Origin of the sequence: Exiguobacterium sp. SL-9, from assembly GCF_004336985.1 — a bacterium.
GTDB lineage: Bacteria > Bacillota > Bacilli > Exiguobacteriales > Exiguobacteriaceae > Exiguobacterium.
This window is the reverse complement of sequence record NZ_SJUO01000001.1, coordinates 1-26,608: the sequence shown is the minus strand read 5'-3', so window position 1 is coordinate 26,608 and position 26,608 is coordinate 1. Positions and strand designations below refer to the sequence as shown.

The 26,608-nt window shown below is 50.8% G+C and carries 29 protein-coding genes, 1 other RNA gene and 2 riboswitches; of the genes, 12 read left to right on the top strand and 18 right to left on the bottom strand.

The features are described 5' to 3' along the window. Window positions 1–55 precede the first annotated feature (55 nt). Window positions 56–238, bottom strand: coding sequence for a hypothetical protein (locus EVJ34_RS00140; protein ID WP_131484393.1), 183 nt, complete (start codon window positions 236–238; stop codon window positions 56–58). Window positions 239–527: 289 nt separating this feature from the next. Here EVJ34_RS00140 and EVJ34_RS00135 point away from each other — a divergent pair, with 289 nt between their 5' ends. Next, window positions 528–1,403, top strand: coding sequence for a DNA/RNA non-specific endonuclease (locus tag EVJ34_RS00135; RefSeq protein ID WP_131484392.1), 876 nt, complete (start codon window positions 528–530; stop codon window positions 1,401–1,403). A gap of 167 nt (window positions 1,404–1,570) precedes the next feature. Here the strand turns inward: EVJ34_RS00135 and EVJ34_RS00130 are convergent, their stop codons facing one another. Together EVJ34_RS00130 and rnpB are read right to left on the bottom strand one after the other, a co-directional pair. Next, complete coding sequence (locus EVJ34_RS00130; RefSeq protein ID WP_131435122.1) at window positions 1,571–2,734, bottom strand: THUMP domain-containing class I SAM-dependent RNA methyltransferase; 1,164 nt, start codon at window positions 2,732–2,734, stop codon at window positions 1,571–1,573. Between the two features lie 106 nt (window positions 2,735–2,840). Further along, window positions 2,841–3,208: RNase P RNA component class B (gene rnpB, locus EVJ34_RS00125), an RNA gene on the bottom strand. Window positions 3,209–3,329: 121 nt separating this feature from the next. On the opposite strand from rnpB, the gene EVJ34_RS00120 reads away from it, so the two are divergent. Continuing rightward, entirely contained in the window at window positions 3,330–3,734 is a 405-nt protein-coding gene (locus tag EVJ34_RS00120) for a hypothetical protein (RefSeq protein ID WP_131435124.1), read from the top strand. A 53-nt stretch (window positions 3,735–3,787) separates the two neighbouring features. Here the strand turns inward: EVJ34_RS00120 and EVJ34_RS00115 are convergent, their stop codons facing one another. Further along, window positions 3,788–4,195: a hypothetical protein gene (locus EVJ34_RS00115; RefSeq protein WP_131435126.1), complete on the bottom strand. Its 408-nt coding sequence runs from the start codon at window positions 4,193–4,195 to the stop codon at window positions 3,788–3,790. A gap of 168 nt (window positions 4,196–4,363) precedes the next feature. Here EVJ34_RS00115 and EVJ34_RS00110 point away from each other — a divergent pair, with 168 nt between their 5' ends. From EVJ34_RS00110 to EVJ34_RS00090, 5 genes are all read left to right on the top strand, one after another. Further along, window positions 4,364–5,254, top strand: coding sequence for a hypothetical protein (locus tag EVJ34_RS00110; protein WP_131435128.1), 891 nt, complete (start codon window positions 4,364–4,366; stop codon window positions 5,252–5,254). A gap of 61 nt (window positions 5,255–5,315) precedes the next feature. After that, window positions 5,316–5,981: a response regulator transcription factor gene (locus EVJ34_RS00105; RefSeq protein WP_131484391.1), complete on the top strand. Its 666-nt coding sequence runs from the start codon at window positions 5,316–5,318 to the stop codon at window positions 5,979–5,981. Continuing rightward, entirely contained in the window at window positions 5,978–7,333 is a 1,356-nt protein-coding gene (locus tag EVJ34_RS00100) for a sensor histidine kinase (RefSeq protein ID WP_131484390.1), read from the top strand. Before EVJ34_RS00105 ends, EVJ34_RS00100 begins: the two co-directional genes overlap by 4 nt. A 68-nt stretch (window positions 7,334–7,401) precedes the next feature. Further along, window positions 7,402–8,409, top strand: a complete 1,008-nt coding sequence (locus EVJ34_RS00095; protein WP_131484389.1) for an ABC transporter permease — start codon at window positions 7,402–7,404, stop codon at window positions 8,407–8,409. Continuing rightward, window positions 8,406–9,074 (top strand): ABC transporter ATP-binding protein, encoded by a 669-nt coding sequence (locus tag EVJ34_RS00090; RefSeq protein WP_131484388.1) that lies wholly within the window; start codon window positions 8,406–8,408, stop codon window positions 9,072–9,074. Before EVJ34_RS00095 ends, EVJ34_RS00090 begins: the two co-directional genes overlap by 4 nt. Window positions 9,075–9,095: 21 nt before the next feature. On the opposite strand, the gene EVJ34_RS00085 is transcribed toward EVJ34_RS00090, so the two are convergent. Then, on the bottom strand, window positions 9,096–9,524 hold the full coding sequence (locus EVJ34_RS00085; RefSeq protein WP_131484387.1) for a hypothetical protein: 429 nt from the start codon (window positions 9,522–9,524) through the stop codon (window positions 9,096–9,098). A gap of 189 nt (window positions 9,525–9,713) precedes the next feature. On the opposite strand from EVJ34_RS00085, the gene EVJ34_RS00080 reads away from it, so the two are divergent. After that, window positions 9,714–10,613: an alpha/beta hydrolase gene (locus tag EVJ34_RS00080; RefSeq protein WP_131484386.1), complete on the top strand. Its 900-nt coding sequence runs from the start codon at window positions 9,714–9,716 to the stop codon at window positions 10,611–10,613. Here the strand turns inward: EVJ34_RS00080 and EVJ34_RS00075 are convergent. Continuing rightward, window positions 10,570–11,268 carry a CPBP family intramembrane glutamic endopeptidase gene (locus tag EVJ34_RS00075; protein ID WP_131484385.1) on the bottom strand — a complete coding sequence of 233 codons (699 nt, stop codon included), beginning with the start codon at window positions 11,266–11,268 and terminating at the stop codon, window positions 10,570–10,572. The genes EVJ34_RS00080 and EVJ34_RS00075 overlap by 44 nt on opposite strands. Window positions 11,269–11,346: 78 nt before the next feature. Here EVJ34_RS00075 and EVJ34_RS00070 point away from each other — a divergent pair, with 78 nt between their 5' ends. Further along, window positions 11,347–12,039: a lytic transglycosylase domain-containing protein gene (locus tag EVJ34_RS00070; protein ID WP_236634542.1), complete on the top strand. Its 693-nt coding sequence runs from the start codon at window positions 11,347–11,349 to the stop codon at window positions 12,037–12,039. 34 nt (window positions 12,040–12,073) lie between these two features. Next, entirely contained in the window at window positions 12,074–12,661 is a 588-nt protein-coding gene (locus EVJ34_RS00065; RefSeq protein WP_131484384.1) for a DUF1643 domain-containing protein, read from the top strand. Window positions 12,662–12,673: 12 nt separating this feature from the next. On the opposite strand, the gene EVJ34_RS00060 is transcribed toward EVJ34_RS00065, so the two are convergent. The 9 genes from EVJ34_RS00060 to EVJ34_RS00020 form a co-directional block, all read right to left on the bottom strand. Next, complete coding sequence (locus tag EVJ34_RS00060; RefSeq protein ID WP_131435145.1) at window positions 12,674–13,411, bottom strand: energy-coupling factor transporter transmembrane component T family protein; 738 nt, start codon at window positions 13,409–13,411, stop codon at window positions 12,674–12,676. After that, window positions 13,411–14,739 carry an ABC transporter ATP-binding protein gene (locus EVJ34_RS00055; RefSeq protein ID WP_161568874.1) on the bottom strand — a complete coding sequence of 443 codons (1,329 nt, stop codon included), beginning with the start codon at window positions 14,737–14,739 and terminating at the stop codon, window positions 13,411–13,413. Before EVJ34_RS00055 ends, EVJ34_RS00060 begins: the two co-directional genes overlap by 1 nt. Continuing rightward, a complete protein-coding gene (locus EVJ34_RS00050) occupies window positions 14,732–15,307 on the bottom strand; it encodes an ECF transporter S component (protein ID WP_131484382.1) in 576 nt (191 codons plus the stop codon). The genes EVJ34_RS00055 and EVJ34_RS00050 overlap by 8 nt, the downstream gene beginning before the upstream one ends. Further along, on the bottom strand, window positions 15,300–15,893 hold the full coding sequence (locus EVJ34_RS00045) for a YkoF family thiamine/hydroxymethylpyrimidine-binding protein (RefSeq protein ID WP_201739663.1): 594 nt from the start codon (window positions 15,891–15,893) through the stop codon (window positions 15,300–15,302). Before EVJ34_RS00045 ends, EVJ34_RS00050 begins: the two co-directional genes overlap by 8 nt. Window positions 15,894–15,973: 80 nt before the next feature. Next, window positions 15,974–16,074: riboswitch (TPP riboswitch) on the bottom strand. A gap of 61 nt (window positions 16,075–16,135) precedes the next feature. Then, window positions 16,136–17,329 carry a GTP-binding protein gene (locus EVJ34_RS00040; RefSeq protein ID WP_131484381.1) on the bottom strand — a complete coding sequence of 398 codons (1,194 nt, stop codon included), beginning with the start codon at window positions 17,327–17,329 and terminating at the stop codon, window positions 16,136–16,138. A gap of 102 nt (window positions 17,330–17,431) precedes the next feature. Next, entirely contained in the window at window positions 17,432–17,695 is a 264-nt protein-coding gene (locus EVJ34_RS00035; RefSeq protein WP_131484380.1) for a hypothetical protein, read from the bottom strand. A 12-nt stretch (window positions 17,696–17,707) separates the two neighbouring features. After that, window positions 17,708–18,589: an SMP-30/gluconolactonase/LRE family protein gene (locus tag EVJ34_RS00030; protein ID WP_131484379.1), complete on the bottom strand. Its 882-nt coding sequence runs from the start codon at window positions 18,587–18,589 to the stop codon at window positions 17,708–17,710. Between the two features lie 173 nt (window positions 18,590–18,762). Continuing rightward, window positions 18,763–19,824, bottom strand: a complete 1,062-nt coding sequence (gene rlmN / locus EVJ34_RS00025; protein WP_131435159.1) for a dual-specificity RNA methyltransferase RlmN — start codon at window positions 19,822–19,824, stop codon at window positions 18,763–18,765. A gap of 69 nt (window positions 19,825–19,893) precedes the next feature. After that, the gene (locus EVJ34_RS00020; RefSeq protein WP_236636603.1) at window positions 19,894–21,297 is read right to left on the bottom strand and encodes an amidase family protein; all 1,404 of its coding nucleotides are present in this window, start codon (window positions 21,295–21,297) and stop codon (window positions 19,894–19,896) included. A 111-nt stretch (window positions 21,298–21,408) separates the two neighbouring features. Between EVJ34_RS00020 and EVJ34_RS15780 the strand changes: the two genes are divergently transcribed. Both EVJ34_RS15780 and msrA read left to right on the top strand, forming a co-directional pair. Then, window positions 21,409–21,570, top strand: coding sequence for a hypothetical protein (locus EVJ34_RS15780; protein ID WP_201739904.1), 162 nt, complete (start codon window positions 21,409–21,411; stop codon window positions 21,568–21,570). A 44-nt stretch (window positions 21,571–21,614) separates the two neighbouring features. Continuing rightward, window positions 21,615–21,715: riboswitch (SAM riboswitch) on the top strand. Window positions 21,716–21,779: 64 nt separating this feature from the next. Then, window positions 21,780–22,304 carry a peptide-methionine (S)-S-oxide reductase MsrA gene (gene msrA, locus EVJ34_RS00015; protein ID WP_131484378.1) on the top strand — a complete coding sequence of 175 codons (525 nt, stop codon included), beginning with the start codon at window positions 21,780–21,782 and terminating at the stop codon, window positions 22,302–22,304. 266 nt (window positions 22,305–22,570) lie between these two features. Here msrA and EVJ34_RS00010 read toward each other — a convergent pair. The 3 genes from EVJ34_RS00010 to EVJ34_RS15675 form a co-directional block, all read right to left on the bottom strand. Continuing rightward, window positions 22,571–24,141 (bottom strand): IS3 family transposase gene (locus EVJ34_RS00010; RefSeq protein WP_131484377.1). Its coding sequence is split into 2 segments (ribosomal slippage): window positions 22,571–23,502 and window positions 23,502–24,141, totalling 1,572 coding nucleotides; the frame shifts between segments, so codons are not numbered across the junction. A 109-nt stretch (window positions 24,142–24,250) separates the two neighbouring features. After that, entirely contained in the window at window positions 24,251–26,236 is a 1,986-nt protein-coding gene (locus EVJ34_RS00005; protein ID WP_131484376.1) for a hypothetical protein, read from the bottom strand. 189 nt (window positions 26,237–26,425) lie between these two features. Continuing rightward, the gene (locus tag EVJ34_RS15675; RefSeq protein WP_161568873.1) at window positions 26,426–26,578 is read right to left on the bottom strand and encodes a hypothetical protein; all 153 of its coding nucleotides are present in this window, start codon (window positions 26,576–26,578) and stop codon (window positions 26,426–26,428) included. Window positions 26,579–26,608: the final 30 nt, after the last annotated feature.

The following is a 26,608-nucleotide window of genomic DNA, read 5'->3' as shown; positions in this document are numbered from 1 at the left end:
CTATTCGATGGACTGAACAAAACCCCAAGGCGTGCGCCCGGGGCCGATGAAATAGTTAATGGACGGCAAGTATCTCAAAACTCGTGATCGGCTTACGAATCGCATCCGACACGATTTGATAGAGGTCGGCCAATTGCTCGTTATCGTTTAAATCTGGTGTCCGATCGAGCTCGACCTCACACGTCCGGGTCGTCTGTTCTTTATCTTGAAATGCATATTCAATCGTATATGTCTGCATGACACGTCTCCTCTCAAGCGATGTATAACGTATGTATAGCCTGAAACGAAACGATTGAAACGCCACAAGTATGCGCATGAATCGATTGGGAGCTACATCCGCTAAGCCATTTTCGATTCTTTCTACTCTATTGTACCATTCGTTCTTGACCGAACACCTCCTCAATCTGTGACAATTTTGCCTAGTATGTCGAGGCACGACCAAAATCGTCTTTAATTTAATTGCTTGTAAATGCCAGGAAAGATTCCTAGAATGGACAAGTATGCATCAAAGACATAGGAGCTAAACGATGAAAAACAATCTTACTTATCTTACCTTGCCATTGGCCCTTCTACTTTTGGGCGGTTGCACGAGTGAAACGGATCAATCCCCCTTAACGAAGACGGAACCTCAGGAACAAGCCCCTGTCGAGACGAAGCCCACCGAACAGACCGAAACGAGCGATCGATTCTCGGGCTATGACTTGATTGAGGTCGAAGGTGGAGATTTGTCGGGCGAACGTGAAAAGAATGTCGTCGTCGATATCGGCTACGGGGAGCGCGAGTATTGGGCATTCACGAACGAGTACGGACAACTCGTGAAAGTGATTGCCGACGAGATCGTCCTGCAAAATGATGAACTCGAGAACGTCACGTCGTCCGGGCGCTATTATTCAGACGAAGCGAAAGTTCCTGGTGTCGAACATCAAGACCTCGACGAAGGTCACGTCATCGCCGACTCGCTCGGCGGCGTCTCGAATGCGTTTAACATCACCCCACAAAATAGTACGCTCAATCGGCATGGCGACCAGGCGTACATGGAGAGCGTCATTCGGAGTGCAGGCGGGGCCACAGACTTCGAAGCCCTCATCACCTATCCGGATACGAAGACACAAATCCCCTCGAGCTATCAATACACGTATACGCTCAAAGGGAACGTCATCGTCGACAAGTTTGACAACGTGAACCCGGACGAAGTGAACGATTCACTCGGGCTGACCGAGAGTGAGCCCGAAGCCGCGACTTCGTCTGAAGCAGGCGACATCGCGAGCGTCGATACGAACGGGAACGGCCAAGTGACGATCCAAGAAGCGAAAGATGCCGGGTTCGGCATGCCGATCACAAGTGATCATTGGCTCTATCCTCACATGCATGACAATGATGGTGACGGGATGGTCGGAGAATAAAGTTGCCCGCATGATCCGTATCGCTAGGATCGAATCATCGACGCCACGCTCTTCCTAACTTAAAGGGAGAGCGTTTCTTTGTGACGAGTCTTGATTGAATTTGGAAAACACACATCAAACCAAAACGGACCATAGACGAATGTCTACGGTCCGGGGGATTATGTGCCTTATTTCGTGTCTGTCGAATCGACCGGACGTCTCGGCGGACGTTTTCCGAAAAATTGGTAGTATTGTGTCTCGATATTCCCGTTGTACAGCTTACGGCGTTTCGTCGCCGGGCGGCCGTACGCCTTCTCGAAGTCCTCATAACTCGTCAGCATATAGACGCTATAGCCCGGATACTTGGCGAACTGTTGCCCGATCCGCTCGTACAGGTCGATAATCTCTTCCTCGGTCTGCAACCGTTCCCCATATGGCGGGTTACCGATGATGATGCCATACTCTTCTTTCGGCTTCAAGGCGGCCGCGTCACTGTGGACGAACGTGATCGCGTCACGGACGTCGGCGAGCTCGGCGTTGTCCTTGGCGAGCTTGACCATACGTGGGTCGAGGTCGATGCCGTAAATTTTGAGCGGTTTGTCCCACTCGGCTTTCTCGTTCGCTTCATTGATGGCCTCGTACCAAGCCTTCTTCGGTACGCACGGCCAATCTTGTGAGCAGAACTCACGGTTTAGGCCAGGCGCGATGTTGCGGCCGATCAGCGCCGCCTCGATCGCGAGCGTCCCTGAACCGGTGAAGACGTCATAGAACGGCATGTCCGGCTTCCAGTTCGTCAGCTGAATCATCGCTGCAGCCATCGTTTCTTTGAGCGGAGCCTGTGAGTGGAGCTCACGGTAGCCACGACGGTGAAGCGCGTCACCTGACGTGTCGATCGTAATCGTCGCCACATCTTTCAACAAGGCGACTTCAATCGGATAGTAGGCGCCCGTCTTCGGGAGCCACTCGCCTGGCTTATCGTAGCCGCGTTGCATCGCGTCGACGATCGCCTTCTCCGTGATTTTCTGACAATCACGAATCGAGAACAGCTTCGACTTGACCGAACGGCCGTCGACGATGAACCGAGCGTCCCACGGCATGAGATCCGTCCACGGCAATTCGACGACACCGTCGAATAGTTCCGTGAACGTCGTCGCCTTGAACTCGGCGACGACGAGTTTGACGCGGTCTGCCGTCCGGAGCCATAGATTTAACCGTGGAATGTCCTCCATCTCCGCGTCGATATAAACGCGGCCGTTCTCGACCTCACACGTGTAGCCGAGGTCGCGCACTTCTTTGGCGACGAGCGCCTCGATGCCCATCGCCGCGGTGGCGATCAGTTTTCGTTTTGCCATACTATCCCTACTTTCTATAAGTGTTACTCCTAAAATGGTCATGTAAAAAGGAGCTCAAGTAGGATTGCTTGAACTCCTGGTCAATGTTAAATGAGAGACTATGCTGCCCTGTAAGCCATGTTCTGTACTCCGGTGCTCATAACGGTCTCCCTGGCACGATGGAGTGACAATCATCTATCTGCGCCGATTGGCGCCTTCCGTCCCGTTCGGTTCCAGTCAGGAAGTTCCCCTACCATAGTTTGGGTTTCTCGCTCGTGGGGTTTACCTCGTTCCACTCTGAACGTTTCCGATCAGACTCCGTCACTGTGGCACTTTCAAGAAGCTTGCACCCTATCCGAGGACTTAGGTGCTTCTTCTGCCGTCAACTTGCGTTGCCTACACTTATCGTTTCGTGTAGCACGATCACTACAGCCATCACAGGCTGTGCGAGCATGGACTTTCCTCAAGACTTGCGTCCCGCGATTGCCCAGACCTCATAGTCACTTTATCCATTGTAGCGGATAACCTGCGAAATGACAACCAAGAACCTGAACTTGATTTTCATTGGCGTCAGCGCTAAAATAAGGCGTGTTCCATTGAACAAGGAGGGATTTTGATGCGTCAAGATGCAAAAAACGGTTGGATTCAACGACTGACCTATGTGATTGAAATCGATGACATTAAAGCGCTCCACCCGAACAACGGCGTGTTCGCCTTTTACCGAAATAATCGACTCGTTCGAGGATTCGAGCCGTTTGACATCAAAGCACCGAATGAGCTGTCCAAACGTCCGTATCACTTCGACCATCATAACTTGGCCCACTTACAGGAACGTTTTCCTGAATCAATTCCGACGTTCGACGCGTCGACACAGACGCGTCGTGCATGGAGCGACGACGTTCGCGTCGGCCTCTGTGAGATTATCGTCGACGGGAAACTGAGTTTTGAACATATCGACGATAACGGCAATGTCTTAGAAGCGAATATCCGTTGGAGTGGTGAAGCCATCACGAAAGCATAAACGAACACCCGAATCCATTTCGATGGATTCGGGTGTTTTTTAGCTCGATTCGGTCACCAGTAGTCAGGTTGGTCAGGGTCACGCATCTCATACTCGACGATTTTACCAATCGTCAAATACGTATAATAGCGCGCCAGTTCCGTCCGATACGGGTCGGGCGTGAACCCATCCAAGTCCTCGCCGAGCGGTGAGCCGTCGATCGTCTCGAACTGTTGACAAAAGAACGATTCCGTCTCTTTGTCCCAGACGATATTGTCGCCGATGTAGCCACTCCCGAATCGGATATAATCGATGATAGAAGGCACGATTACCTCGGCCGGAAGCCGCTCACTCATCCGGCCGACCAATTCATAGCGGTCTCGGTCAGCATACTCGGCCTGATCGAGGGACGTACATTTCAAGACCTCTTTATTGATTTCAATCAAGACGACATAGTCCCCCGGATCAATCGATAGCTTCATCTCATCACCTCATCTCAACATCCACATAGCTCTATCTTAACAAATATTCGGAACGAAACCGCGAAATCCTGTACGCCTGTAAAATTTTCCATCTGGTCGATTCATACAACATGACGAAATCTGTTTTTGTTATACTGAAAGGGATGACATGAAGAGAGGAAGTGCAGTATGGCCAAACGTCCTTTGACCCCTCGCGAGAGTGAATTGATCGCCACAGCCTTGTTCGTCGTCGGGAACGTCCCGTACGCTGGGCATATCGACCGGCTCGAGTCGATCACGCTCCGGGATATCGCAGACGACTATTTGAGCGGTAACCATTCCGTCGCCAATGCCGTCGAGGCACTCGACCAATACATCTACGTCCGCCGCCACCGTTTCAAAAACGTCACGCCGAACAACCTGTGGACGCTTGACGACCGAACCGAACAGGAGGCACTTCGCTATATCGTGCGCCGGCCTGAACTGAAGAAAGGCGAGACGCTCAATAAACAAAATCAGCCTTTCACAATCGGCCAAGAGATCGAGTTCAAAGTTGACAAACAACTCGACCGTGGTCAATTTCGGATTTACATCGGCAAGTTGAACGGTTATACCGTCAAAGCGCAGTCAAAAGACAAAGATAAACTGAAATCGGTCAAAGGTTGGATCACCCACCTTGACCGGAAAGACCGACTCGTCTTCGTCAATATCTCCGAGTTTGGTCGAGAACCGATTGACCCGGCCGCAAAAATCCGACTCGAGGAGATGAGCGCCGCGCTTCTCGGCTGGTTCGCCACCGCCACGTTGCCGTCCGAGGAGGAAGCGACGACGGCCAAGCAGATGATTGCCACCCTTCAGCGTCGTGACCAACCGTACTGGTTCACGTTGACCGTCGCGATGAATCATCCGAAGCCCGAGCACATCAAACGGTGGGGCACGGTCGTCAACCTGCTCGTCAAGGCGAGCACCGGCGACACGTCCGCACTCGAGACGCTCGAGGCCCAAGAAGACAAGTATTTCAAAGACGCCTTCTTGCGGGCGCTTCGGGCCTTGCATAAAGAGCTGACCAAAACGGCATAACATGCAGGTGGCCTGAGATAGGTCACCTGTTTTCGATGTTGACTTAGAAAGGAAGAGTGCGATGCACGTACTGATTGTAGAAGACGATTTAGCAATCCTTCACCTCGTTGAAACCACGTTACAACGGGTCGGCCATACTGTAACGACGGCCACGAACGGCATTGACGCCGAACGACTATTTATGGAAAACCCAGCCGATGCCGCAATCATCGACATCCTGTTACCGGGCCTCGATGGACGAACGCTCTGCTCGCGTCTAAAACAACTGGTGGATGTTCCCGTCATTCTATTGACCGCCCTCGGAGAATGGGAAGAAAAACGAAGTGGCTTCGAACACGGGGCTGACGATTATATGACGAAACCGTTCATCCCGGAAGAACTCCTGTTCCGCCTGCAAGCCGTCGCAAAGCGTTACGCGAAAAATGCGGCCACGCTCGTCACGGCCGGACCGCTCAAGCTCGACTTACGCGACTATCGCCTCGAACTAAACAGAGAGACAATCCACCTGCCTAAGAAGGAGTTTGAGTTGCTTTATCAGTTGGCGGCGTTTCCGGGTCGGGTGTTCACTCGAGATGAATTGATCGAGCAAGTATGGGGCCTCGACTTCGAAGGCGATGACCGGACCGTTGACGTTCACATCAAGCGGTTGCGGAGCCGCCTGCATGACGAAGGGATCACAATCCGAACGGTACGAGGCGTCGGCTATACGTTCGAGCTCAATCAATGAAGACGCTCTATACCCGGATCGTCCTGACCGTGTTCATGATTTTACTACTGTCCGGCGCCATCGCCCTCCTCGTCAGCAATATCGCCTATCACGTCTGGTGGCAGCCGACCTACAGCGAAAAGACCGAACAGACGGCACAAGCCGCCCTTGACTATTTTGAGACACACACGGATGGCGAGGCTTCGGCCTTTTATGCACTGCTCGCCCAGACCGGCTATCAACTCCTCGTCGTGCGTCCTGACGACGACATCGACCGTTATGGAGGTTCGTTCCGGGACGAGTCTCTTGACGCCGACATCATCGCCTCGGTCCAGGACGGTGAGCGCTACGACGGGATGCGCAGCTATCCGTTTCACTTGTTTTGGCTCGGATTGTTCGACAACGAAGTCGTCAACACGTACGGGTTCAGCGTGGATGGAAACGAAGGGACTGACGCCGTCTTCATTCGCCCCGACCTCAGCGCCCAAATCCGAGAATTGCACTTGTTCGTCGGCCTGTTCTTCGCACTTCTGACCGGGCTCGCCTTCATCTTGATCGCCCTGTCGACGAGTCTGATCGTTCGCCCGGTGCGAACGTTGACTGAGGCGACCCGATCCGTCGCTTCCGGCGCTCGTCCGCTCAACCTGCCGACGGAGCGCTACGATGAAATTGGAACACTCGCCCGCCGTTTCTCTGATATGGTCGACTCACTTGAAAAATCAGAGGGTGAACGGCGCCGTTTCGTCTCGAGCGTCTCGCACGAGTTCCAGACACCGCTCACGTCGATCAAAGGATACGCCTCAGAATTGGTCATCCGAACCGAAGGGGATGCACGCAATTATGCAAGAATCATCCACGATGAGACGGAACGACTGTCGGATTTAACGAGACAATTGTTGCTGCTCGCCCGACTCGACGAATCGAACGTCTCACTCACCGAATCGGTCGACATCAGCGCGTCGATCAAGGACGTCATCCGTCGCCATGCGTTCCAATTGGACGAGAAAGGGATTGCCGTCGCGACAGATTTAGATGAGACACTCGTCGTCACGGGCGACTCGCTCTTGTTGGCCCAAGTCTGGACCAATTTGTTGACGAATGCGATTCACGCTTCTGACGACGGCGGACTGATCACCATCAAAGCATATGCTGCCGACCGCCCGACCGTCTCAATCGAGGACGACGGCGTCGGAATGGACGAAGCGACGCAAGCCCGCCTGTTTGAACGCTTCTATAAAGGAGACGCCTCCCGGACCGGCCGAGGAACGGGGCTCGGACTTGCTATCGTCCAAGATATCGTCCGCCTTCACGGCGGCGACTTGACGGTCGAATCTCGCCTTGGTAAAGGGAGTGTGTTTTACGTCCGGCTCTAGTCCCGTTCATATTCCGTTCACATCCATCGGTTATGCTTCCTTCATCGCTATGAAGGAGGCTTTTTTGTATGAATTTAGCATTTAAAGAAATGTGGCGGCAAAAACGAAAATTTTCGCTCATTTTTGTGATCACGTTACTCATCGTCTTATTGTCGACATTGATCACCGGGCTCGCAGACGGACTCGCTTACGACAATGGGGCCAGCCTGCGTGAACTAGAAGTGGAGACGTTTCACTTGGCCGATGACGCTGACAATCAATTGACCCGGTCGTTCATCGAGTCGTCGACGCCTGAGTCCCTCACCCCGCTCGGCGTCAAACCGATGACGCTCGTCCACGGTAAAGACAAACAAGATGCCACACTGTTCACGTTGCCAAATGATTCCAAGGTCGGACCTACTCTTGACCTCGACGTTGGCGAAGTACTCGTCGACCCAAGTTTTCTTGACACCGTGACAGTCGGCGATACCGTACGCGACTTCGCGACCGGTTACCGGTTCACCATCGCCGGAACGACGGAGGGTCGATACAGCCATGCGCCTGTCATGTGGGCATCGATGGAAACGTGGGAGGCGTACCAAGCAGACAGTGGACAACCAACATATGTATCCGCTTGGCTCGGGGAAGCTGATACATCGCTCGCAACGCTATCTAAACAAGATGTTGTAGAGGCCGTCCCGGGCTATACGGCCGAGCAAGGCACGTTTACCATGATGCGCGGATTTCTTCTGTTCATCGGTGCTTTCATCTTGACCGCATTCTTTTATATGTTGACGCTCCAAAAATTACCTGAACTCGGCATCTTGAAAGCAATCGGGATCCGTCCCCGCGTGATCGGCACAGCGCTCGTCACACAAGTCATGGCGACGGTGCTTGTCGCGAGTCTTTTGGCTGCGACGTTGACCGCCCTCGTCGCGACGCTCGTTCCGACTGACATTCCATTCCGCTTCGACGCGGGTCACGTGCTGTTATATGGTGCAATCATGTTCGGACTTTCACTCATCGGTACGCTGTTGCCACTTTGGAAACTACGTCACCTTGACGCCGCCGATGCTTTAGGAGGTACATTACAATGAAATTGAAGAACATTAGCCATGCCTATGACGGACAATCCGTACTGCGCGGGATTGATTTAGAAGTTAAAGCCGGGGAATGTATCGGCATCATCGGTCCAAGCGGCAGTGGGAAAAGTACATTGCTCCAAATTCTCGGCCTGTTGAAACGTCCGGTAGCGGGGAAAATTGAGCTCGAGGGCCGAGACTTGCTCGATGCCGGTGAAGAAGAACGACGCCTCTTGAGGTTGAATGAGATCGGGTTCGTGTTCCAACAGGCACATCTCGTGCCTTATTTGACGGTCCGGGAACAACTCGAGCTCGTACAGGCAGACAGCGAATCGAAACAAGACCCGATTCGCCTGCTCGAGGCGCTCGGATTAAGCCATCGTCTCAACCAGCTGCCTCAGCACCTATCCGGGGGTGAACGTCAACGTGTCGCGGTCGCCCGGTCCTTGGTCAATCGCCCGCGACTCATCTTGGCCGACGAACCGACTGCGAGCCTCGATTTCGAGAACGGTCGGCGTGTCATGGAGCTACTCGTTGCCGAGGCACGGATGAGCGCGCGACGTGTCATCGTCATCACCCATGATGAACGGATGCTCGACGTCTGTGATCGGGTGCTCTTACTTCAAGACGGGCTGCTCCAACCGTCGCCCCGCCATCAAAACAGGGAAGACCGCGATTGAAGCGGCCTTCCCTGTTGTTTGTCAGATGACGTGCGCGTGAAGCCGATCCTCGATGCATTCACTCGCAAGTTTTCCGAGGTGATGCGTCAGCCAGGCATTAAAACAGATGATGAGCGTCATCTTCCCTGTCTCATCGATTCCTGCCGAGTCGACCCGCATCAGTCTTTCCTCGATATGTTGCGAGACGAGAGTGATGCGAGCGAGCTCCATGACAGAGCGAAAGACCTCGTCCGGCGGTATGCCAATCGAAACCGCGATGTCTGGCACCGACAGTTCGATCGGTTGCCCCGGTTCTCGTACGTAGCAATCGAGCAACACATCGAGTACAATCGCATGTTGGCGATGATTGCTCATCGGGGCTCGATAGAAAGTCACCCCTTCGGCGGTCTTGTAGTCCACCTGTCCCGTCAAGCACGCTTGTAACAGCCGATCCATCACCTCTCGCCCCATCGCTTCATACCCTCCTCTGTCACCTGGATGATTGTTCAGACTCATCATACCCGTACATCACCGAACAAACGAACGAGGATATCATCGATAAATCCCACGCTAAACCGTACTAACTCGTTGTCGAATTCACACGGAAAGTGAACTGTTATCGCATTTTCGGGTACAATAATGGAGAAAGGAGCGGTTTAAATGCAGAAAAGATGGAAAGTTGGACTTGCCACATTACTCACCGGTTACTATGCCATCAGCTATTACGCGTTCAAGCGCATGACTCGAGGTAAGCGCAAGACACCCGAGATGCTCTTGGCCCCCTATACGAAGGAAGATCAATCGTTTTACCATGACGTGCCGTTCGAACACGTCTCGCTCCGTTCTCAAGACGGGTACCGCCTGTATGGGCGTGTGTATCGCAACGAAGGCTCGACGAAATGGATTGTCTTCGTTCACGGTTACACTGCCTCTCACAGTTTCATGGCCCCACATTTGGCGATGTTCCACCGCCTCGGTTACAATCTGCTCGCCGTCGATTTACGTTCCCACGGTGAATCTGAGGGCGTCTACGCGTCCTACGGCTATCATGAGAAGCATGACATCGTGGACTGGGTCGATTGGTTGCGGGCCAACGAAACGGTCTCGGAAGTCGGGTTACACGGTGTCTCGATGGGTGCCGCCTCGATTTTACAGGCCGGACCGCTGACAAAAGTCGACTTCTTGATTGCCGAATGCCCGTTCGACGATATGAGACAGCTCATGCGTCATCAGTTGAACGTGTTGCATCGTTTGCCTGGTGACCTGCTCTTACCGGGGATTGACTACTTCCTATGGACACGAGCCGGTTTCCGGATGCATCAAGTACGTCCGAAACACGAACTCTCAGCGATTGATGCACCCGTGTTGTTTATTCACGGAACGAAAGATGATTTCGTGCCGACATGGATGTCGGTCGAGATGAATGCGCTCAACCGGCAAAACGAGATCGCCCTCATCCATGGTGCCGAACACACGAACTGTATTTTGAAAGACCAGCCCGCCTACGAGGCGGCCGTCAGTCAGTTTCTGAATCGGCGACATGAACCGGCCCTGCGATAAGGTCGAGTAAAGTGTGGACGACCATCACCGGCCATAGCACGCCCATCGTCAAATAGAGATAGCCGAGACCCCAACCGACGAGCCCGGTCACGAGGGTCCCTCTGACACCTTGATAGGCATGGGCCAATCCGAACATGGCCCCGCCGATGAAGGCGAGCATCGGGGAAGACACATCGAGGTAAAGTGATATCGTGTAGAGCAACACACCTCGGAAAATGAATTCCTCGGTCACACCGGCCGTCCACGAGACCGCGCCCCACGCCTTCGCCTCAATATTCGTTCGGGGCAAGAGCAACCGCTCAATCTCGAGATCGTAATACGGTCGTAACTTCCGCCGTAAATGTGTTGAGGTTTTGACGAGCAAATAGAATGCCAACAGCACGGAGATGAGCACGGTCGTGAAAAAGAAGAACTTCCAAGCCCGGACGTCGCCCACAATCGGAGCAAATCCGAGCCCGACCGCCTCGGGCGGGACATTAAACAAGAAAACGAGGGCGAGCAAGAGCAAGGTCAGCCCCCACGACGACTTGACCGTCTGTTCATAGACGCGTCCCCTTCCGAGCGCTTCAATCATCGGCTTCATCAGCCGGGCGTTGAACAATTGGACGATCAACAAATACATGAGAATGATTGTAAAGACGGCCTGTTCGAGCATCGATATCCACTCCTGTCCTTCCTGTTAGCTATATGCTACACTATTCGGGTATTGTCTAGAAAGCTAGGAGGCGGAATCTTGAAACGATTGATTTTGCGACTGACCGGTCTCATGCTTGTGATCGTGCTGTGCCTCGGCGCAATCGGCTGGTTTGGTCAACATGATAAAGTGAACAATGCCCTTTACCGGGCCTACTACGGGGATCACGGGGTCCCAGCCATCCATCGCGATGTCTACGAGGATGCCGCGTCCACGTATGACGTCGATTGGCGTCTGCTCGCCGCCGTGCATCGTGTCGAGACGATTTTCTCCCACAGTTCATCGATGCGTTCCTCGGTCGGGGCAATCGGCCCGTTCCAATTCATGCCGCGGACGTGGCTCGGTTGGCAATATGACACGGACGATCAAAAAGGCGATGTTCCTGAGGACGAGGTTGATTTGACAGATCTCGCGCTCATCGAACAATACGGTGGTCTCGGACGCGATGGGAACAATGACGGCAAGGCGGACCCGCATAGTCTCGTCGACTCGGCCCATACAGCCGCTTACTATTTGAGCGAGCACGGCGGGACGACGGCAGACTCGACGGACTCGATTCGAAACGCCATCTTCGAGTACAACCGCAGTGAACAATATGTCAATGATGTGATGTCATTTTATGAATCCTATCAAACCGATGTGTCTTCTTTACCGGACGACAAAGCGTCGGTGACTCAACGTGTCGCGCGCTACACGATCCGCTACTTGGAATGGTTCGCAGGCTGGGTCTGACCTGGCACTATTTGATTAAAAGTGAGGAAATCTTATGAATACCCATATCGAGGAAGTGACGATTCGCGTCAAGTCGGTCTTCAATGAGGATAAGACGAAACGCTACCTGCGCTCGTACGAATTCACCGATGTCATCGACGGCGTCATCTGTGCCGTCATCATCTACTCGCCCCGAATGAGCGATGCCTTCTTGTCCGGTACAACGACACAACGGGCGTATATGCTCATGCGGAACCATCTCGATCAACCGATCCGTGAGATGCGCGTGATCAGTCTCGTCCCGACACTTGCCATCAATGACAATCTTCCCTACGTCGAATCGCAACTCGACGAAGTGAACTTTCATTACGTCGAAGAAACGCTCGACGAAGTCGAAGCAAGCGGCGGCATGATCATTGTCGGCTGGGGCTCGCCAGGACGCCTGATGCACCACGCAACGCCATACAAGACGCTTTTCGCCGACCATGAGGCGCACATGTTCTGTATCGGCACGACTTCAAAAGGCGAGCCGCAACAGATTCGCATGGCCAATGAGAACACGGTGCTCGAGGCGTTCAATAATGAATCGATCAAACCGAAATTTAGAATCGTGAAAGAAACGAAACAGGACGACTCCAAGTGAGTCGTCCTGTTTTTAACGTACGCCAACCCATGTGCTTACTCCGAACAATAGGAACAACAGTGACGCCAACAGAAAATCGTTCCTCGTGACGGCGACAACTTCATACGTAGCTCGAGGTTCCCCTGTAAATCCGCGCGCCTCCATCGAGAACGCGATTCGTTCCGCTTGTCGGATCGATCCGGCAAGCAGCGGAATGATTAGTTTCGGGGCGTGGCGAATATGATCGAGACGTGTCTCTAAGCGCACGCCACGTAACGCATGTGTCTCATACAGTTGCATCAGTTCATTCTTTAAAATCGGGAAGAAACGAAATCCGACGAACACACTGTAGGCGATTTTTGGTGACAATTTCCCTTGTTGCATCAAACTGTAAACGAACCGCTTTGGATCCGTCGTCAGCGTGAACAGAAGCGACAAGGCTGTGAATGCCAACACACGTAAGGAGAGCGTCGCTGCTAACCTCACATTCTCGTCGGTCACATCATTGCCAAACAGCTTGAACATGACATCTCCACTTGTCTGCTTTCCAAAGACGAGCGACGTCCAAAGCGTTCCGAGCGCGGTCAATAGAAACGGAATCATGAACAATCCCCATCTTCTCCAGCTCACGGCAGAGAAGAGCGTTTGAAGGGCCAACGTACCGAGAAAAACAACAAGTGGCGTCCAAGGATTATACATAAAGGCGAGACCGAACATGAGACACGTCACGGTCAAAAATTTAATCGTCGGGTTCATTTCATGAAACGTCATCACGATTCCTCCATCAATAAGCCGTGGGACCTTAGTAATCCCGGATCATCCCAAAGTGAAGGATCATATGGCCCGCTCAAGTTGCCGTCACACATCAAGTAATAGGTGTTCGCAATTCGGGCAAAACTGAGGTCGTGCGTCACAAACAAAACCGTATGGCCGGCGCGTACTCGTTCAGCCATCAAGTCATAGAGCGCACGAAGCGACACCTCATCTTGACCGGCGGTCGGTTCATCAAAGGCAATCAATCGTTTATTCGAGAGCATCATCACTCCGATCGCGAGCCTTCGCTTTTGACCGTGACTCAGAGAGAGCGGGTGGTGGTCACGCATCGAACCGAGCCCGAGCCGCATCAAGATGTCCTCAATCGGGCGATTATGACCGTATGATAGTTCATGTGTCACATCACTCGTAACGAAGAGATGGGCCGGAGATTGCGGGACGAGGCCGACTTCATGATATTCCCGGGCGAGGCTTCGAAGCCATGTCGACTTCCCGCTGCCGTTTCGACCGAGCACGGCAATGAGATCGCCCTTGGCGACTTTCATTTTGCTCGCTGCTAAGTGAAATGTTTTTCTTTCACATTTCGGTATGTGAAATAAAAATTCTTTTCCACGTTCGGTTCGAATCGGAGAGAACACATAATCTGGTCGGACGATGAACGGCCCGTCATAGTCAATGCGCCCGTTCACGAGCTTCACTTGTCTGTCAAAGAAGTCCCCCCATATATATGGCCGATGCTCAATCACGACAATGTTTATCGTCTCCGCGATGTCGTCGAGCCATCGAACGAAATAATGGGCGGTCTCAGGATCAAGGTGAGCGAGCGGCTCATCAAGGAGGAGCCACTCCGGACGGCCAATTAACGCACACGCGACAGCAACTTGTTGCTTCTCACCTCCTGATAGGTCATGGATGTTACGGTGCCGATAGTCCGTCAACTGTAACGCCTCTAGCATCTGGGTGACACGATCCATCATCTCGTCTCTCGCGACGGCAAAGTTTTCGAGCGTGAAAATCAATTCTTCTTCGACCGTCTGCATGACGAACTGACTGTCCGGGTCTTGAAACACCGTTCCGACGCGACGATTCACTTCGCCAGCTTCATACGTATCATAGGAGCGGTCAAACAAGTGCAGTCTGCCCGTCACGATTCCATCGCAATTGTCTGGATAGAGACGATTCATCAAACAGAACAGTGTCGATTTCCCTGACCCGCTCGCCCCTGTGATCAGCGTTCTCCCTTTTGTGAGACGGAGTGTGAGATTCGTTAAGACATCGGATGTTTTGTCCGGATAACGAAACGACAAATATTCTGCGTCAACCATGGATACGGCCTTGACGCGCGAGGGCATACCCTTCAAGCGCTCCCGTGCGAAGCAACAAGTCACTTAAAAGCTTCCCTCCAAGGCCAGCGATGAGCATCCCACTCGTCGCGCGTAGTGCGAACATGGTCGCCACGTATGTCGGACTGAGGGCGGTAAGACCTCCCATGACGTATGTATACGCGAAACTTGTCACAGCCGCTCCGAAGCCAGCGAGCATGAGCACCCAAAGGTCATAGCGTCTATAACCGGTCAATGCGAACGCCGCCTCTGCCCCGAGTCCTTGTATGATCCCGACTAAAATGATGCGCGGTCCGATGGCGTTGCCAATCATCATCTCAATCGTCGCCGCAAGCACTTCGGACAAAAATGCGGCGCCAGGTCTGCGAATGATATAGGCCGCGATAATCGAGACGATGAACCAAATCCCAAAGATCCACTCGTACGCGATCGGTCCGATCAAGCCGGCCCAAAGGTTCCCGATATGGACGAACGCCAAATAGACGACAGCGAACACGACCGATAAAATCGACAATAAGACGATTTCTTTTAACTTCCATGATTTAAGCATCGATGCGTCCCCCGTGTGACGGACTGTTCACGCTGAACGTGACCGTCATGACGACATGGCTCGTTTTCGCACGAACCCGGTCGAATGTCGCCTCATAGAAAGCGAACACCGGCTCGATGTCCCCATGAATGCCTGAGGCGTAGTGCATCGAGTCGTTGAAGACGCCTCGCTCTCTCGCAAAGTCAATTTCCTCGTAGATGATATCCATATAGTTTGCGTCACCAAGCGGATAGAGCGCAAATTGTGAAGACACGTATTGCGAACCCACCTTGCCATTCACCGGCTCTGTCGTCACGTCGAGAAGATTGTCTCCTGCCGTGTCGCCTGGACAGCCGACCGAGAACGTCCCGCTCATCGAGACGTGGGTCCCTGTCTTCGTCGCATGTGACAGAACGGCCTTGGCCACGTCGAACACATGCTCACTGCGGCCACGGATGACCGTCGAGACGTCATCGGTATGCCGCCAGACGTTACGAAGATCCGTCTCCTTCAATGCCCCTTTGATGACGCTCACGAAATCGGATGTCATCGGGCTCAGCGTAAAGCGGAACCCGACGATCGGGCTCGTCCCACATTGCTTGTTCATAATTCATTCCCCCTATGGTTTGTTACACAAAAAAAGCCGCATCCATGAGAATGCGGCCACTCGTCCAATTTAAGTCCATTAGAAAAAGTGCCACACTTCCTCACGCCGGTATTACCCGGATCGAGTCATAAGGGATTGGAGCCATGCTCACATCTCAGCCGAAGCACCCCTAGTGTAGTCCAATGTATGCGGTTGTCTATGCAACGAGAAGTATAGACGAACACGCCAAGTTTGTAAACGGTTTATGTGAAAGTCACGATACCATTTCCCGGAAGCGTATCCTGCAACGTCGTCCAGTCAGAAGTCATCTCCTCGTCTGTCAACAGACAATCATCTAATTCCGCCTCGATGACCGAACGCTCCATCCGCTGCCCGATCAAGACGAGTTCTGTCTGGCGATCCCCGTACGGCTCGACGTAGTCGGCAGTGAGCTCCGGTTCTGCCGCGAACATAAGACGACGCTCTTCCTCCGGAAGCGTCGCGAGCCAGCGACCAGCATGTTCAAGCGTCGAGGCATAACCTGCCTGTGAGAACAGGCAAGCGAGGTCGTTCCGGGAAGCGATCCATAAAAAGCCTTTGGCGCGGACGACTTGCTCCGGGAACGCTTCAATCCAGGCGTGGAGACGCTCCGGGTGGAACGGTCGACGTCGCCGATACACGAACGAGCTGATCCCGTATTCCTCTGTCTCCGGTGTGTGTGCTTCCGCCTCAAGTTCTTGAATCCAGCCAGCGGCGTGCATCGCCTGGTCGAAATCGAACAACTTGACGTCTAACAGCTCGGTCAATTCTACGTTCGCATGGACCGACGTCAACAGTTTGGCGGTTGGATTGAGCGCCTTCAACAGCCCGGCCATCTCGTCGAGTTCCGTCACGGTCACCCGGTCCGCTTTGTTCAAGACGATGATGTCCGCGAATTCGATTTGGTCGACGAGCAGGTCGACGACTTCGCGTACATCTGTCGCGTCAATCGCCTGTTTGCGTTCATGGAGCGACTCGCCCGAGTTGAAATCTTTCAAGAATCGAAACGCATCGACGACCGTCACCATCGCATCGATATAGACGCGGCTCGTCAAATCGATGCCGAGGACGTCATCGGCGTATGTAAACGTTTGAGCGACCGGAATCGGTTCTGAGATGCCTGATGACTCGATGATCATCCCATCAAGGTCACGGTCGTTCGTAATTTCCTGCACCGCCTCGAGCAAGTCCTCACGGAGCGTACAACAGATGCAACCGTTCGATAGCTCGACCAATTTCTCGTCCGTCCGCGAGAATCCACCCTGCTCGATCAATCGCTCATCGATATTCAACTCGCTCATGTCGTTGACGATGACGGCGTACTTCTTCCCATCCCGATTGTTCAATATATGGTTCAATAGTGTCGTCTTACCGCTCCCTAAATAACCGGACAGCACCGTGATTGGAATTTGCTTCATTATCCCCACTCCTAAATCGTAATCATTACTTTTTAGATAATGACGGGTCGTTATCATATTGTCAAGAAAAAACACGCCCGTTCACGGACGTGTTCCTCCTCTCTATTCCTCTAACGCTCTCCGTTCAGCTTCTGAGCGCGGATAGGCGTTCGCCTGCCATTCGGCCCGATAAATCGAATCGAGCTGAGTCAGACCGACCTCATCCATGTCTTTGTCTGCATCGACACTCGGCGTCTCATCCCACCGCGGCTCCAAATACGTATGATCCTCTTCCCGGTTCGCCCCCAACAACTTTTGAATACCGACCCGGGCCACCGCGGCAAGAGCCAAACCGATTCCCGCCCGAACGAGCAATCGCTTCACCATCTTCGTACCTCCTTATCGTCCAAACCGATAGAGCGGCATCCCTTTCACGTCTGTATCAATTTTAAAGACCGAACCTGCGTCAGGATGAGCCTCAAGCGCCGCTTCATCCATTCCTTCACGTGCCGTCGTAATAGCGAGTTGTTTCAAGTCGTCGCCGACGAAACAGCACGACGTGACGTTCGGAGCAGGGACGCTCACCTCGAGCACTTTCTCACCGGTTTGTGGGTTCCATCTCGACACTTTCCCGCCGGCAAAATGGGCGATCCACAAGAAACCGTCCTCATCAGATGTCATGCCGTCCGGGAATCCTTCCTCGTCTTTAAAATCAATGACGACTTCCCCTTCCCCGAGCGTTCCCGTTTTCAAGTCGAACGGGTATTTACGGACCGTCTCGGTCGGTGTATCGATATGATAGAAAATCGAGTGGTCCGGGGACCATGTCAGTCCGTTCGATAATGTCAACTCGCTCAACATGACCTCGGTCGTGCCGTCGCGGTTCACGCGATAGAGCGTCGCCTCGTTCTCCTCGTCGTCGAGGTGGAGCGTTCCGGCGAAGATACGGCCGTACGGGTCGGCTTTCCCGTCATTGAAGCGAAGGTTTCCTTCCGGGTCGTCGAGTTCGACAATCTTATCGAACTCTTTTGACGTCTCGTCCCACTCATAAATCCCGTCTTTCAACCCGACGACGACGCCGTCTGTCACTTTCGGGACCGCAAACCCGATCTGTTGTCCCATATCGAACGACGACAGTTCATCTTCCTGTTCATCGTACCACCAAAGTGTATGTCCCTCGATATCGACCCAATAGAATCGTTTTAGCTCAGCGTCCCAACACGGGCCCTCCCCAAGCGTGTTTCTGACTCGAATCCATAACGCAGCGTTTACTGTCTCCATTGAAATGCCTCCACTCTCTACATTGATTTCAACTGACTATTCCCTGAGCGGACGAGGTCTATTCACTATTTATCAAAATCGTTTCAGCGAGTTGTTGGCGACGACTCTTTTCCCGTCTTTGGAGCGTCTCTCCATAAAAAAACTCCTTGAATCGAGTGATTCAAGGAGTCCACTTATTTCGCACCTTCGACGTTCATATGTTTACTGCGCAATTGGCCACAGGCCGCATCGATGTCAGTACCGTGTTCGAGGCGGACACCCGTGTTGATGCCACGCTTCTTCAAGACGTCATAAAACGCCATGATATCCTCGGACGTACTGCGCTCGTATTGGATATGCTCGTTGACCGGGTTATACGGGATTAAGTTGACGTACGACTTGTCCTTGATGTCGTCGATGAGCGCCGCCAATTCTTCGGCGTGCTCCGGCAAGTCATTCACTTTCGACAATAGAATGTATTCGAACGTGATCCGTTTGTTCGTCTTCTCGACATAATACCGAATCGCCGGCATGAGCTTGTCGAGCGGGAACGCCCGGTTGATTTTCATGACCTGCGTCCGTAGCGCATCGTTCGGCGCATGGAGCGACAGCGCCAAGTTGATGCGAAGATCGAGGTCCGCGAACTTGTAAATCTTGTCGGCGAGTCCACTCGTCGACACGTTGATTTTACGTGGCGCGATGGCGAGTCCGCGCTCGTCTTTGACGACGCGCAGGAAGTCGACCAAGTTGTCAAAGTTATCGAACGGTTCGCCGATTCCCATGACGACGATATGGCTGACCCGGGCGCCTTCGCCGACTTCGTCCAAGTAATGTTGGACGGTCATGATCTGTTCGACGACTTCACCGGCCGTCAAATCACGTGTCTTTTTCAAAAGTCCGCTCGCACAGAAGCTGCAGCCGATATTGCATCCGACCTGCGTCGTCACACAGACCGAACGTCCATATTTGTGACGCATGAGTACGGTCTCGATATAGTGACCATCATGTAACTTAAGTAAGAATTTGACCGTCCCGTCGCCCGCCTCTTGCTTGACGAACAGGTCTTGTGTCGAGATGACGTACTCGGCGGCGAGCGCCTCACGCACCTCGGCCCGAACCGAGATGTCCTCGATTTGCTTCACTCGGTCGATGTAGAGCGAGTCCCAAATTTGTCTCGCATGGAAGGCGCTGTATCCCCAAGCGACACACGCTTCCGTCAGCTGATCGAACGTCAGCCCGTATATAGATGGTTTCATTGCTATCTGTCCTTTCTTCAATCCGCATACGTACCATTGTAGCGGACGTGGACGACCGGTGCAACGTTCTTATAACGGTGGGACGGGACGTGTCACTTGTTGCTCGAACGCAAAGGCGATTCGGATCAAGTCACGTTCGGCATAACTCGTCCCCGTGAACGACAAGCCGAACGGAGCCCCGCTCGCTTTCAATCGAAACGGGATCGTGATGGTCGGATGCCCGGCTTTTGCAGCCATGTCATAGTTCAAATCGTGAGGCAAGACGAGTCCGTGCAACTGCTGCTCATTCAATAGGCGGTCGAGTCCGTCCGTTTTGGCGTCACGTACGTCATCGAGCCGGCGCGTCAAATAAGCCGGCTCAATGAGACGTCCCGACAGTTGTTCCGCTTTCTCGAACGTCTTTTGTCCATGCGGGATCGTCTCAGGATGCTCGTTGTTCCAGTCAATCAAATCAGACAACGTCTCGTATGGGAGCGTCGTCGTGGCGAGGTACGCCTCGATTCCGAGTTTGAACTCGTGGTACAGAATATCGCCTTGGTCGAGCGTGTCATGGGCGGGCAGTTCGACTTCGACCAGTTCAATGCCGCTCTGCTTCAACAGCTCGACCGCCTCACCGTATAAGGATTGTTCTTCTTCCGATAAGTCTGCTTTGACAATCCCGACACGCATCCCGACCGCTTGGCGCACGTCGAGGCACGTCCGATACGGCGGGCCGGCCGGGAGGTTTAGTGTCGACGGGTCCGATGGGTCTTCCCCGACCATCGCTTCAAGTGCACGTACCGCGTCTTCGAGAGTGCGTGCCATCGGTCCCGCCGTGTCTTGCGACCGCGAGATTGGGATGATTCCACTCCGGCTGATGAGGCCGACGGTCGGTTTGATGCCGACGATACCGTTGTGCACGCTCGGATGGATGATCGAGCCGCTCGTCTCGCTACCGACGGCGAGCAGTGTCAAGTTCGCTGCGACCGCTGACGCCGAACCTGAACTCGACCCTCCGACATTGAGCTTGTCACCATACGGATTGAGCGTCTGGCCACCAACCCCGCTCCACCCGTTCGGCATGCCTTCTGTCAAAAAGTTGGCCCATTCGGACAAGTTCGCTTTTCCGAGGATGATGGCCCCGTTGTCACGAAGGAGACGGACGAGGTGCGCGTCCTTTCCAGCGAAGTGATGTTCGAGCGCCACGGCCCCGGCCGTCGTCTTCATGAGTCCGGCTGTTTCGATATTGTCTTTAATCAAGACAGGAATGCCGAGTAGCGGCAAGCGTAGCCCGCGACGATACGCCCTGTCAGCCGATTCGGCCTCGAACAAGGCGTCCGGGTTCACTTGAATGACCGCCTTCAGTTTGTCGTTCAACTGGGCAATCCTTGTCAAATAGAAGGCAGTCACGTCACGGGCTGTGAACGTCCCTTCTTTATAGCCGTGATGGGCTGATTCGATATCAAGTTCCATAAAATCGTATGTGTCAGTCATGATGATTCCTCCTTTGGTCAATGGATGATATTCTCTAATGACGTCCCGATTCCTGTTTTTCATCGCCAATGAATGTGTAAGTTGATACACTGAAAGAAAAAGGAGGTAACCATGACCCGTTCTTATGTGCTCGTCTTACTCGCCGTCTTCGCCTTGTTCTTTTTACAACTGTACGCCCGAGAAGAGGCTTATTCGACGCCCGCCTCGATCGTACTCGTCATCCTGATTCTCGGTGCCACCTTGTTCCAACTTCGACGCAAGCCAAACCGTTGACGCCGCTTCAAATCTGATGGTATGATGCTGTCACCAACTACATATCGATATCTTGAGTGAACGAGAGACCTGGCTCTATGACTTCACAGCAACCTGCTTCGGCAAGGTGCTACTACCAGCAAGGCATCTGCCTTGGCCGATATGACGAAGCGCTCATGTCGATGACATGGGCGCTTTTTTTTGGGAATGAATAGGAGGGGGACAAGATAATGGAGAAAGCAACATTCGCAGGCGGTTGTTTTTGGTGCATGGTGACACCGTTCGAGGAACAGCCGGGCATCGAATCGATCGTATCAGGCTATACGGGAGGTCACGTCGACGACCCGACGTATGAGCAAGTGAAGACAGGGACGACGGGTCACTATGAGGTCGTCGAGATCACGTTCGATCCGACGCTGTTCGCTTATGAGCGACTGCTCGAACTGTATTGGATTCAGACCGACCCGACCGATGACGGCGGCCAGTTCCAAGACCGCGGGCAACAGTATGCGCCGGCCATCTTCTATCATACGGAAGAACAACGCGTGAAAGCAGAACAGAGTCGCGACGCGCTCGCGGCGAGTGGACGTTTCAAACAGCCGATCGTCACGAAAATCTTGCCGGCCGACACGTTTTATCCGGCCGAGGAATACCATCAAGACTTCCATAAGAAGAATCCGAAACATTATAAGGAAGATCGGGCTATTTCAGGACGCGATGAATTTATTGATGTGGCGTGGGCTGAAAAGGTTTAACTCATATAATTTAAAATGAAAAGACGCGGCCATCTTGATTTGGTCGCGTCTTTTCATTTATTCCAGAATTAACCACTGTAGTGCGGTGAGAATTTATATTGATTTAGCTAACTTGTGAGTTTCCTATATTATCACAAGTTAGTGGATTGAAAAATATTACTTTTTGTATTATAAAAATCAGAGTGCAGTCTTCGTACACAAAAAACTGCACTCTGATTTTTGAAGTGCTCCCTGTCAAGTAGACAGGACAAATAATGAAAACCAGCCTAGGCGGCTTGAGACCTGTATTCGACAGGGCTCAAGCCGTTTAGTCGTTTCTGGAAACGATCGTGGTTGTAGAACGATATGTAGGTCTCGATGGCCCTCGTGAGTTCGCTATAGGCCTGGAACTCACGCAAGTAGTACATCTCCACTTTCAAGGTGCCCCAAAAACTCTCGATCGGGGCGTTGTCGATGCAACGCCCGACCCGGGACATGCTGCGGGTCATTCCCGCGTCTTCTACCATCCGTTTGAACCCTCTTGAGGTATATTGGAACCCTCGGTCGCTATGGATCATCGGACGTGCTCCTGTACGGAGCCCCGCGATGGCTGGCATCATCGTCTGGAAGACGAGCCCGTTGTTGTTGGACCTTCCGATGCGGTAGGCGACGATCGAGCCGTCATACAGGTCGATGATCGCGCTCAGATACGCCTTCTTCCCGGTCCCATACTTGAACTCGGTGACGTCGGTGCACCATTTCTCGTCCGGGCGGGACGCACTGAATTCTCGGTTCATCAGGTTCTCGGCCACATGTTGCGGCGTTGACTTCTTATGTCTCTTCCGCTTCCGGCGGATGACCGATTGGATCCCATGGCTATGCATCAAGCGATAGATTCGCTTTTCATTGAATGGGGACAGGCTCTGTTGCCGGCGCAGCCGATTGATTGTCATCGTGATCCGACGGTACCCGTATGTGCCGTTCGCCTGGTCATAGAGTAGACGAATGTCCTCCAGAAGCTTCTCGTTCTCTTCTTGACGCACCGGTATGGTGCGGTTCAACCATTTGTAATAGGCCGCCCGTGAGATGCCGGCGACTCGACAGAGGAGGACGATCGAGATGGCCTCATCTTCGTATAATTCTTTGATGGCGATATATCGTTGCTGTAGCCGTACCTGGCTGATCACGACCTCCTCTCGATCTCCTCTAACTTTTTTAGGAACAGGTTGTCCGCACGAAGAAGTTCGTTCTCAAGCTCCATTTGCCGGATCCGGCGTTTCAGCTTCTCCTCTTCACTTAGTTCGTTCTCTGGCTTCGTACGCCCACGGCGGTCCAGGAGCGCTTCTGCCCCGTCCGTGTCATACTTCTTGACCCAGCCATAGATTTGCCCATAAGACACCTGATATTGTTCCGCGGTCTGTTGGTAGTTGCGTCCATTCTCCAAACAGTATTTCACGATCTCGAAGCGCTCTTCGAATGTAGTTTTTCTTCCTTTTGTCATAGCTCGATTCATCCCTTTTCTCGAATCTGTTAACTCGCTATGACTAGTATACTTCTTAATCCATTTTCGAAGAACAGATCCATCACTGATTTGATGGTTGGAGAGGACTTCCACCGTGGTGGCCCCATCGAGATAGTCACGGACGGCGGCAATCTTTTGTTCCTTGGTGTAATGTCTCCATGTCCTCGATTCCTTCAACGCGTCGATCCCGCCGGTATCGAATTTCACTTTCCACACCCGGAGGGTATTCTCAGAGACGTTATGCGCTTCCATGATTTCCTTCCACGTATAGGTTTCTTCTTCCACCATGCGCAGCGCAGCCAGTTTTTGTTCGATCGAATGCCGACTTCTCGCCATAAAAAAACACTCCCCAATCAGATAAACAGATTTGTTATTTTATCTGTCTACCTATTGGGGAGCATATCATTTAGAGTACAGTTTTTTCAGTTTTACTTTTTAGACAAAATTAACTATTTGAGTTCGAACTAATCAAGTCATCTAAAGATAATTCTGCAGTAGAAGTTTCAAATTGGTTCTTTAATGTGATTAATTTTGCGGTTAAATAATCATAATCTTCTTCTATCAATTTTCGAATTTCTCCATCAGTTAATTGAATTAATTCAATTGAAAAATTAACAAGAGGATATTCATTAGTTAATCGGTCTAATATCTGATTTTTTTGAACGCTTATCGCTTCGTTGTGAAAATAAAAATATACAAATAAGATTTTTTCAATTTCTCCATCAATTGCTTGCGCATATTTTTTTTCTCTCTCTAAGAAATCAAATAGAAATCTTTCAGAGGGTCCATTTATTAAAAAGTTTGATGAATTATTAAGTTGGAATCTTGAGGATATTATAAATTTTGAAGTTGAAATGGCGTTAGTCATATTTTTCAAATCTTTATTGATTTCTCTAGTTATTCGATTTTTGTTTCCTTCAAATAAACGTAAAATCAATTCATTGTAGGCCACAGATCGGTTTTGATTGATGCTTGGAAGACCGATTACTATGCTAGCTTCTTGTGAAATTACAGCCTGTAAATCTTTATTTACAAGTTCTCTATTTATTAATTCTTCTAAGTAATAATAGTTAATTGTTTTATAAATATCTGAATGTTTTGATATTTTCGAAAACTCAACATCTATTCTAAATAACCCTTGAATAGAAATTGAAATATAACATTCTAAGGTGGTTCCAAAAAGTTTTTTGCATAAAGTAATATTTTCGGTGGAAGACTTTAATTCAGAAAAAGTTCCCATTTGATTCATCAATTTATACCCTTTATTAGAATATAATTTTTTAATAATTTCTCCGAAATCAAAACTTTTGTCAATGATTATTCCAGTTATTGTCATTAAGTTGTTTTGATAATCTATTTCATGATTTTTTAATATTTCTAGAGAACTTTTGGCATCTAATTTCTGAATTCTTGAAGCACTAGATTCTGAATCGATTCTATTTTCCTTGAAATAAATTTCTTCGATGAAGTCTAGAAAATTAGATGTTACAATTGTCCAATTAATTATTTCTTTATATGGTATTTTGACATCAAATAATGAATCGTAATCAGCAGACTGTCTTAACATGTATCCGTAAGAAAAAAAAGCTGACAAAATTAAGTAACTATTTTTAGGTGAATCCGAATCAGTTAGTTCATTTTTCACATCATCTAAGGCTACTTTGAGTTTACTTTCAAATACAGATCTTCGAGACTCAGAATCTGCTCCAAGATTATTTAAATTGACAATTTTTAAAGAATCATGCATTGCAAGTATGACTTTTTTAAAATTGTCATCGTTTACATGCTGAGAAAAAACAGGAATAATCCATGTATAAGGATTTTCGTGAATTTTGGTTCGATTCACATGCATAAATTTATGCTCTAAAAACGTTTCTTCACTCTTATTAAGTAAGGTATCTATATTATTAAGATATACCTGAAATAAATCAGGGTTAAAATGATCAATTTTGGCCTCCTCTTCACCTGAAAAATCAACTTCCAAATTGTCATCAGACATAATTTCATTTCTATAAGACTCGATCAAAGAAGATAAACTGTTATGTAAAGCATAATACATATTACTCAGGCATGGTCTTCTTTGATTCTGTATTAAATTTATTTTTGCAGCACTAATATTATGTACAGCTGATTCATAAAAAATTTTGGACCTAGAGATCAAATACTTATAAAATTTTTGTCTGTAAGGCTCTCTCAAACTTGGCTCAAGAGCTACAAAAGAAATGAACATTTCTGTAACAGTTACTTTATTTTCATCTTTGTATAAAATATAAGAGTAATTACTTGATTCGTGAAGACTAATTTCGTATTGATTATCCATAAGAAATCTAACTATTTTGTATAAAGGAAATTTTACGTCATCAGCGTTTGCAGATACTTTATAAATTACTTCATGAATAAAGTCCGAACTCTCAATAATTAACTCACTCACTTTAGTCCACTCCTTAATTAATTTGATCAATGGCAATACATCTTTTATAGTACAGCAAAAAACGAAATAATCCCTTTATTATCAAAAAAATGTATCCTTAAAATGCTTTTTTACTGTTACTGATTACGGCCACGAGTTTTTACCGCCTCTGACATTTTATTTACCACCAAATGCCATGTTCGGTACCACTCAGTGACATATGTCGACCATCATGTGACTCAAAGTCCGTTGGATAAGGGATTGCGGCATTGTGAGCCATCGATTGCGGACGACTGAGCCACCTAGTGCGAAGAAAAGAGCCATCACTTGGATGGCTCGGACGTCAGCGTGTTGATATGCCATGGCGTTCCCTCATCGATATTTCACCGTCGA

Coding starts and splice junctions, on each gene's coding strand:
- EVJ34_RS00140 (WP_131484393.1), bottom strand. CDS start 238: ATGCAGACATATACGATTGAATATGCATTTCAAGATAAAGAACAGACG.
- EVJ34_RS00135 (WP_131484392.1), top strand. CDS start 528: ATGAAAAACAATCTTACTTATCTTACCTTGCCATTGGCCCTTCTACTT.
- EVJ34_RS00130 (WP_131435122.1), bottom strand. CDS start 2,734: ATGGCAAAACGAAAACTGATCGCCACCGCGGCGATGGGCATCGAGGCG.
- EVJ34_RS00120 (WP_131435124.1), top strand. CDS start 3,330: ATGCGTCAAGATGCAAAAAACGGTTGGATTCAACGACTGACCTATGTG.
- EVJ34_RS00115 (WP_131435126.1), bottom strand. CDS start 4,195: ATGAAGCTATCGATTGATCCGGGGGACTATGTCGTCTTGATTGAAATC.
- EVJ34_RS00110 (WP_131435128.1), top strand. CDS start 4,364: ATGGCCAAACGTCCTTTGACCCCTCGCGAGAGTGAATTGATCGCCACA.
- EVJ34_RS00105 (WP_131484391.1), top strand. CDS start 5,316: ATGCACGTACTGATTGTAGAAGACGATTTAGCAATCCTTCACCTCGTT.
- EVJ34_RS00100 (WP_131484390.1), top strand. CDS start 5,978: ATGAAGACGCTCTATACCCGGATCGTCCTGACCGTGTTCATGATTTTA.
- EVJ34_RS00095 (WP_131484389.1), top strand. CDS start 7,402: ATGAATTTAGCATTTAAAGAAATGTGGCGGCAAAAACGAAAATTTTCG.
- EVJ34_RS00090 (WP_131484388.1), top strand. CDS start 8,406: ATGAAATTGAAGAACATTAGCCATGCCTATGACGGACAATCCGTACTG.
- EVJ34_RS00085 (WP_131484387.1), bottom strand. CDS start 9,524: ATGGGGCGAGAGGTGATGGATCGGCTGTTACAAGCGTGCTTGACGGGA.
- EVJ34_RS00080 (WP_131484386.1), top strand. CDS start 9,714: ATGCAGAAAAGATGGAAAGTTGGACTTGCCACATTACTCACCGGTTAC.
- EVJ34_RS00075 (WP_131484385.1), bottom strand. CDS start 11,268: ATGCTCGAACAGGCCGTCTTTACAATCATTCTCATGTATTTGTTGATC.
- EVJ34_RS00065 (WP_131484384.1), top strand. CDS start 12,074: ATGAATACCCATATCGAGGAAGTGACGATTCGCGTCAAGTCGGTCTTC.
- EVJ34_RS00060 (WP_131435145.1), bottom strand. CDS start 13,411: ATGACGTTTCATGAAATGAACCCGACGATTAAATTTTTGACCGTGACG.
- EVJ34_RS00055 (WP_161568874.1), bottom strand. CDS start 14,739: ATGGTTGACGCAGAATATTTGTCGTTTCGTTATCCGGACAAAACATCC.
- EVJ34_RS00050 (WP_131484382.1), bottom strand. CDS start 15,307: ATGCTTAAATCATGGAAGTTAAAAGAAATCGTCTTATTGTCGATTTTA.
- EVJ34_RS00045 (WP_201739663.1), bottom strand. CDS start 15,893: ATGAACAAGCAATGTGGGACGAGCCCGATCGTCGGGTTCCGCTTTACG.
- EVJ34_RS00040 (WP_131484381.1), bottom strand. CDS start 17,329: ATGAAGCAAATTCCAATCACGGTGCTGTCCGGTTATTTAGGGAGCGGT.
- EVJ34_RS00035 (WP_131484380.1), bottom strand. CDS start 17,695: ATGGTGAAGCGATTGCTCGTTCGGGCGGGAATCGGTTTGGCTCTTGCC.
- EVJ34_RS00030 (WP_131484379.1), bottom strand. CDS start 18,589: ATGGAGACAGTAAACGCTGCGTTATGGATTCGAGTCAGAAACACGCTT.
- rlmN (WP_131435159.1), bottom strand. CDS start 19,824: ATGAAACCATCTATATACGGGCTGACGTTCGATCAGCTGACGGAAGCG.
- EVJ34_RS00020 (WP_236636603.1), bottom strand. CDS start 21,297: ATGACTGACACATACGATTTTATGGAACTTGATATCGAATCAGCCCAT.
- EVJ34_RS15780 (WP_201739904.1), top strand. CDS start 21,409: ATGACCCGTTCTTATGTGCTCGTCTTACTCGCCGTCTTCGCCTTGTTC.
- msrA (WP_131484378.1), top strand. CDS start 21,780: ATGGAGAAAGCAACATTCGCAGGCGGTTGTTTTTGGTGCATGGTGACA.
- EVJ34_RS15675 (WP_161568873.1), bottom strand. CDS start 26,578: ATGGCATATCAACACGCTGACGTCCGAGCCATCCAAGTGATGGCTCTT.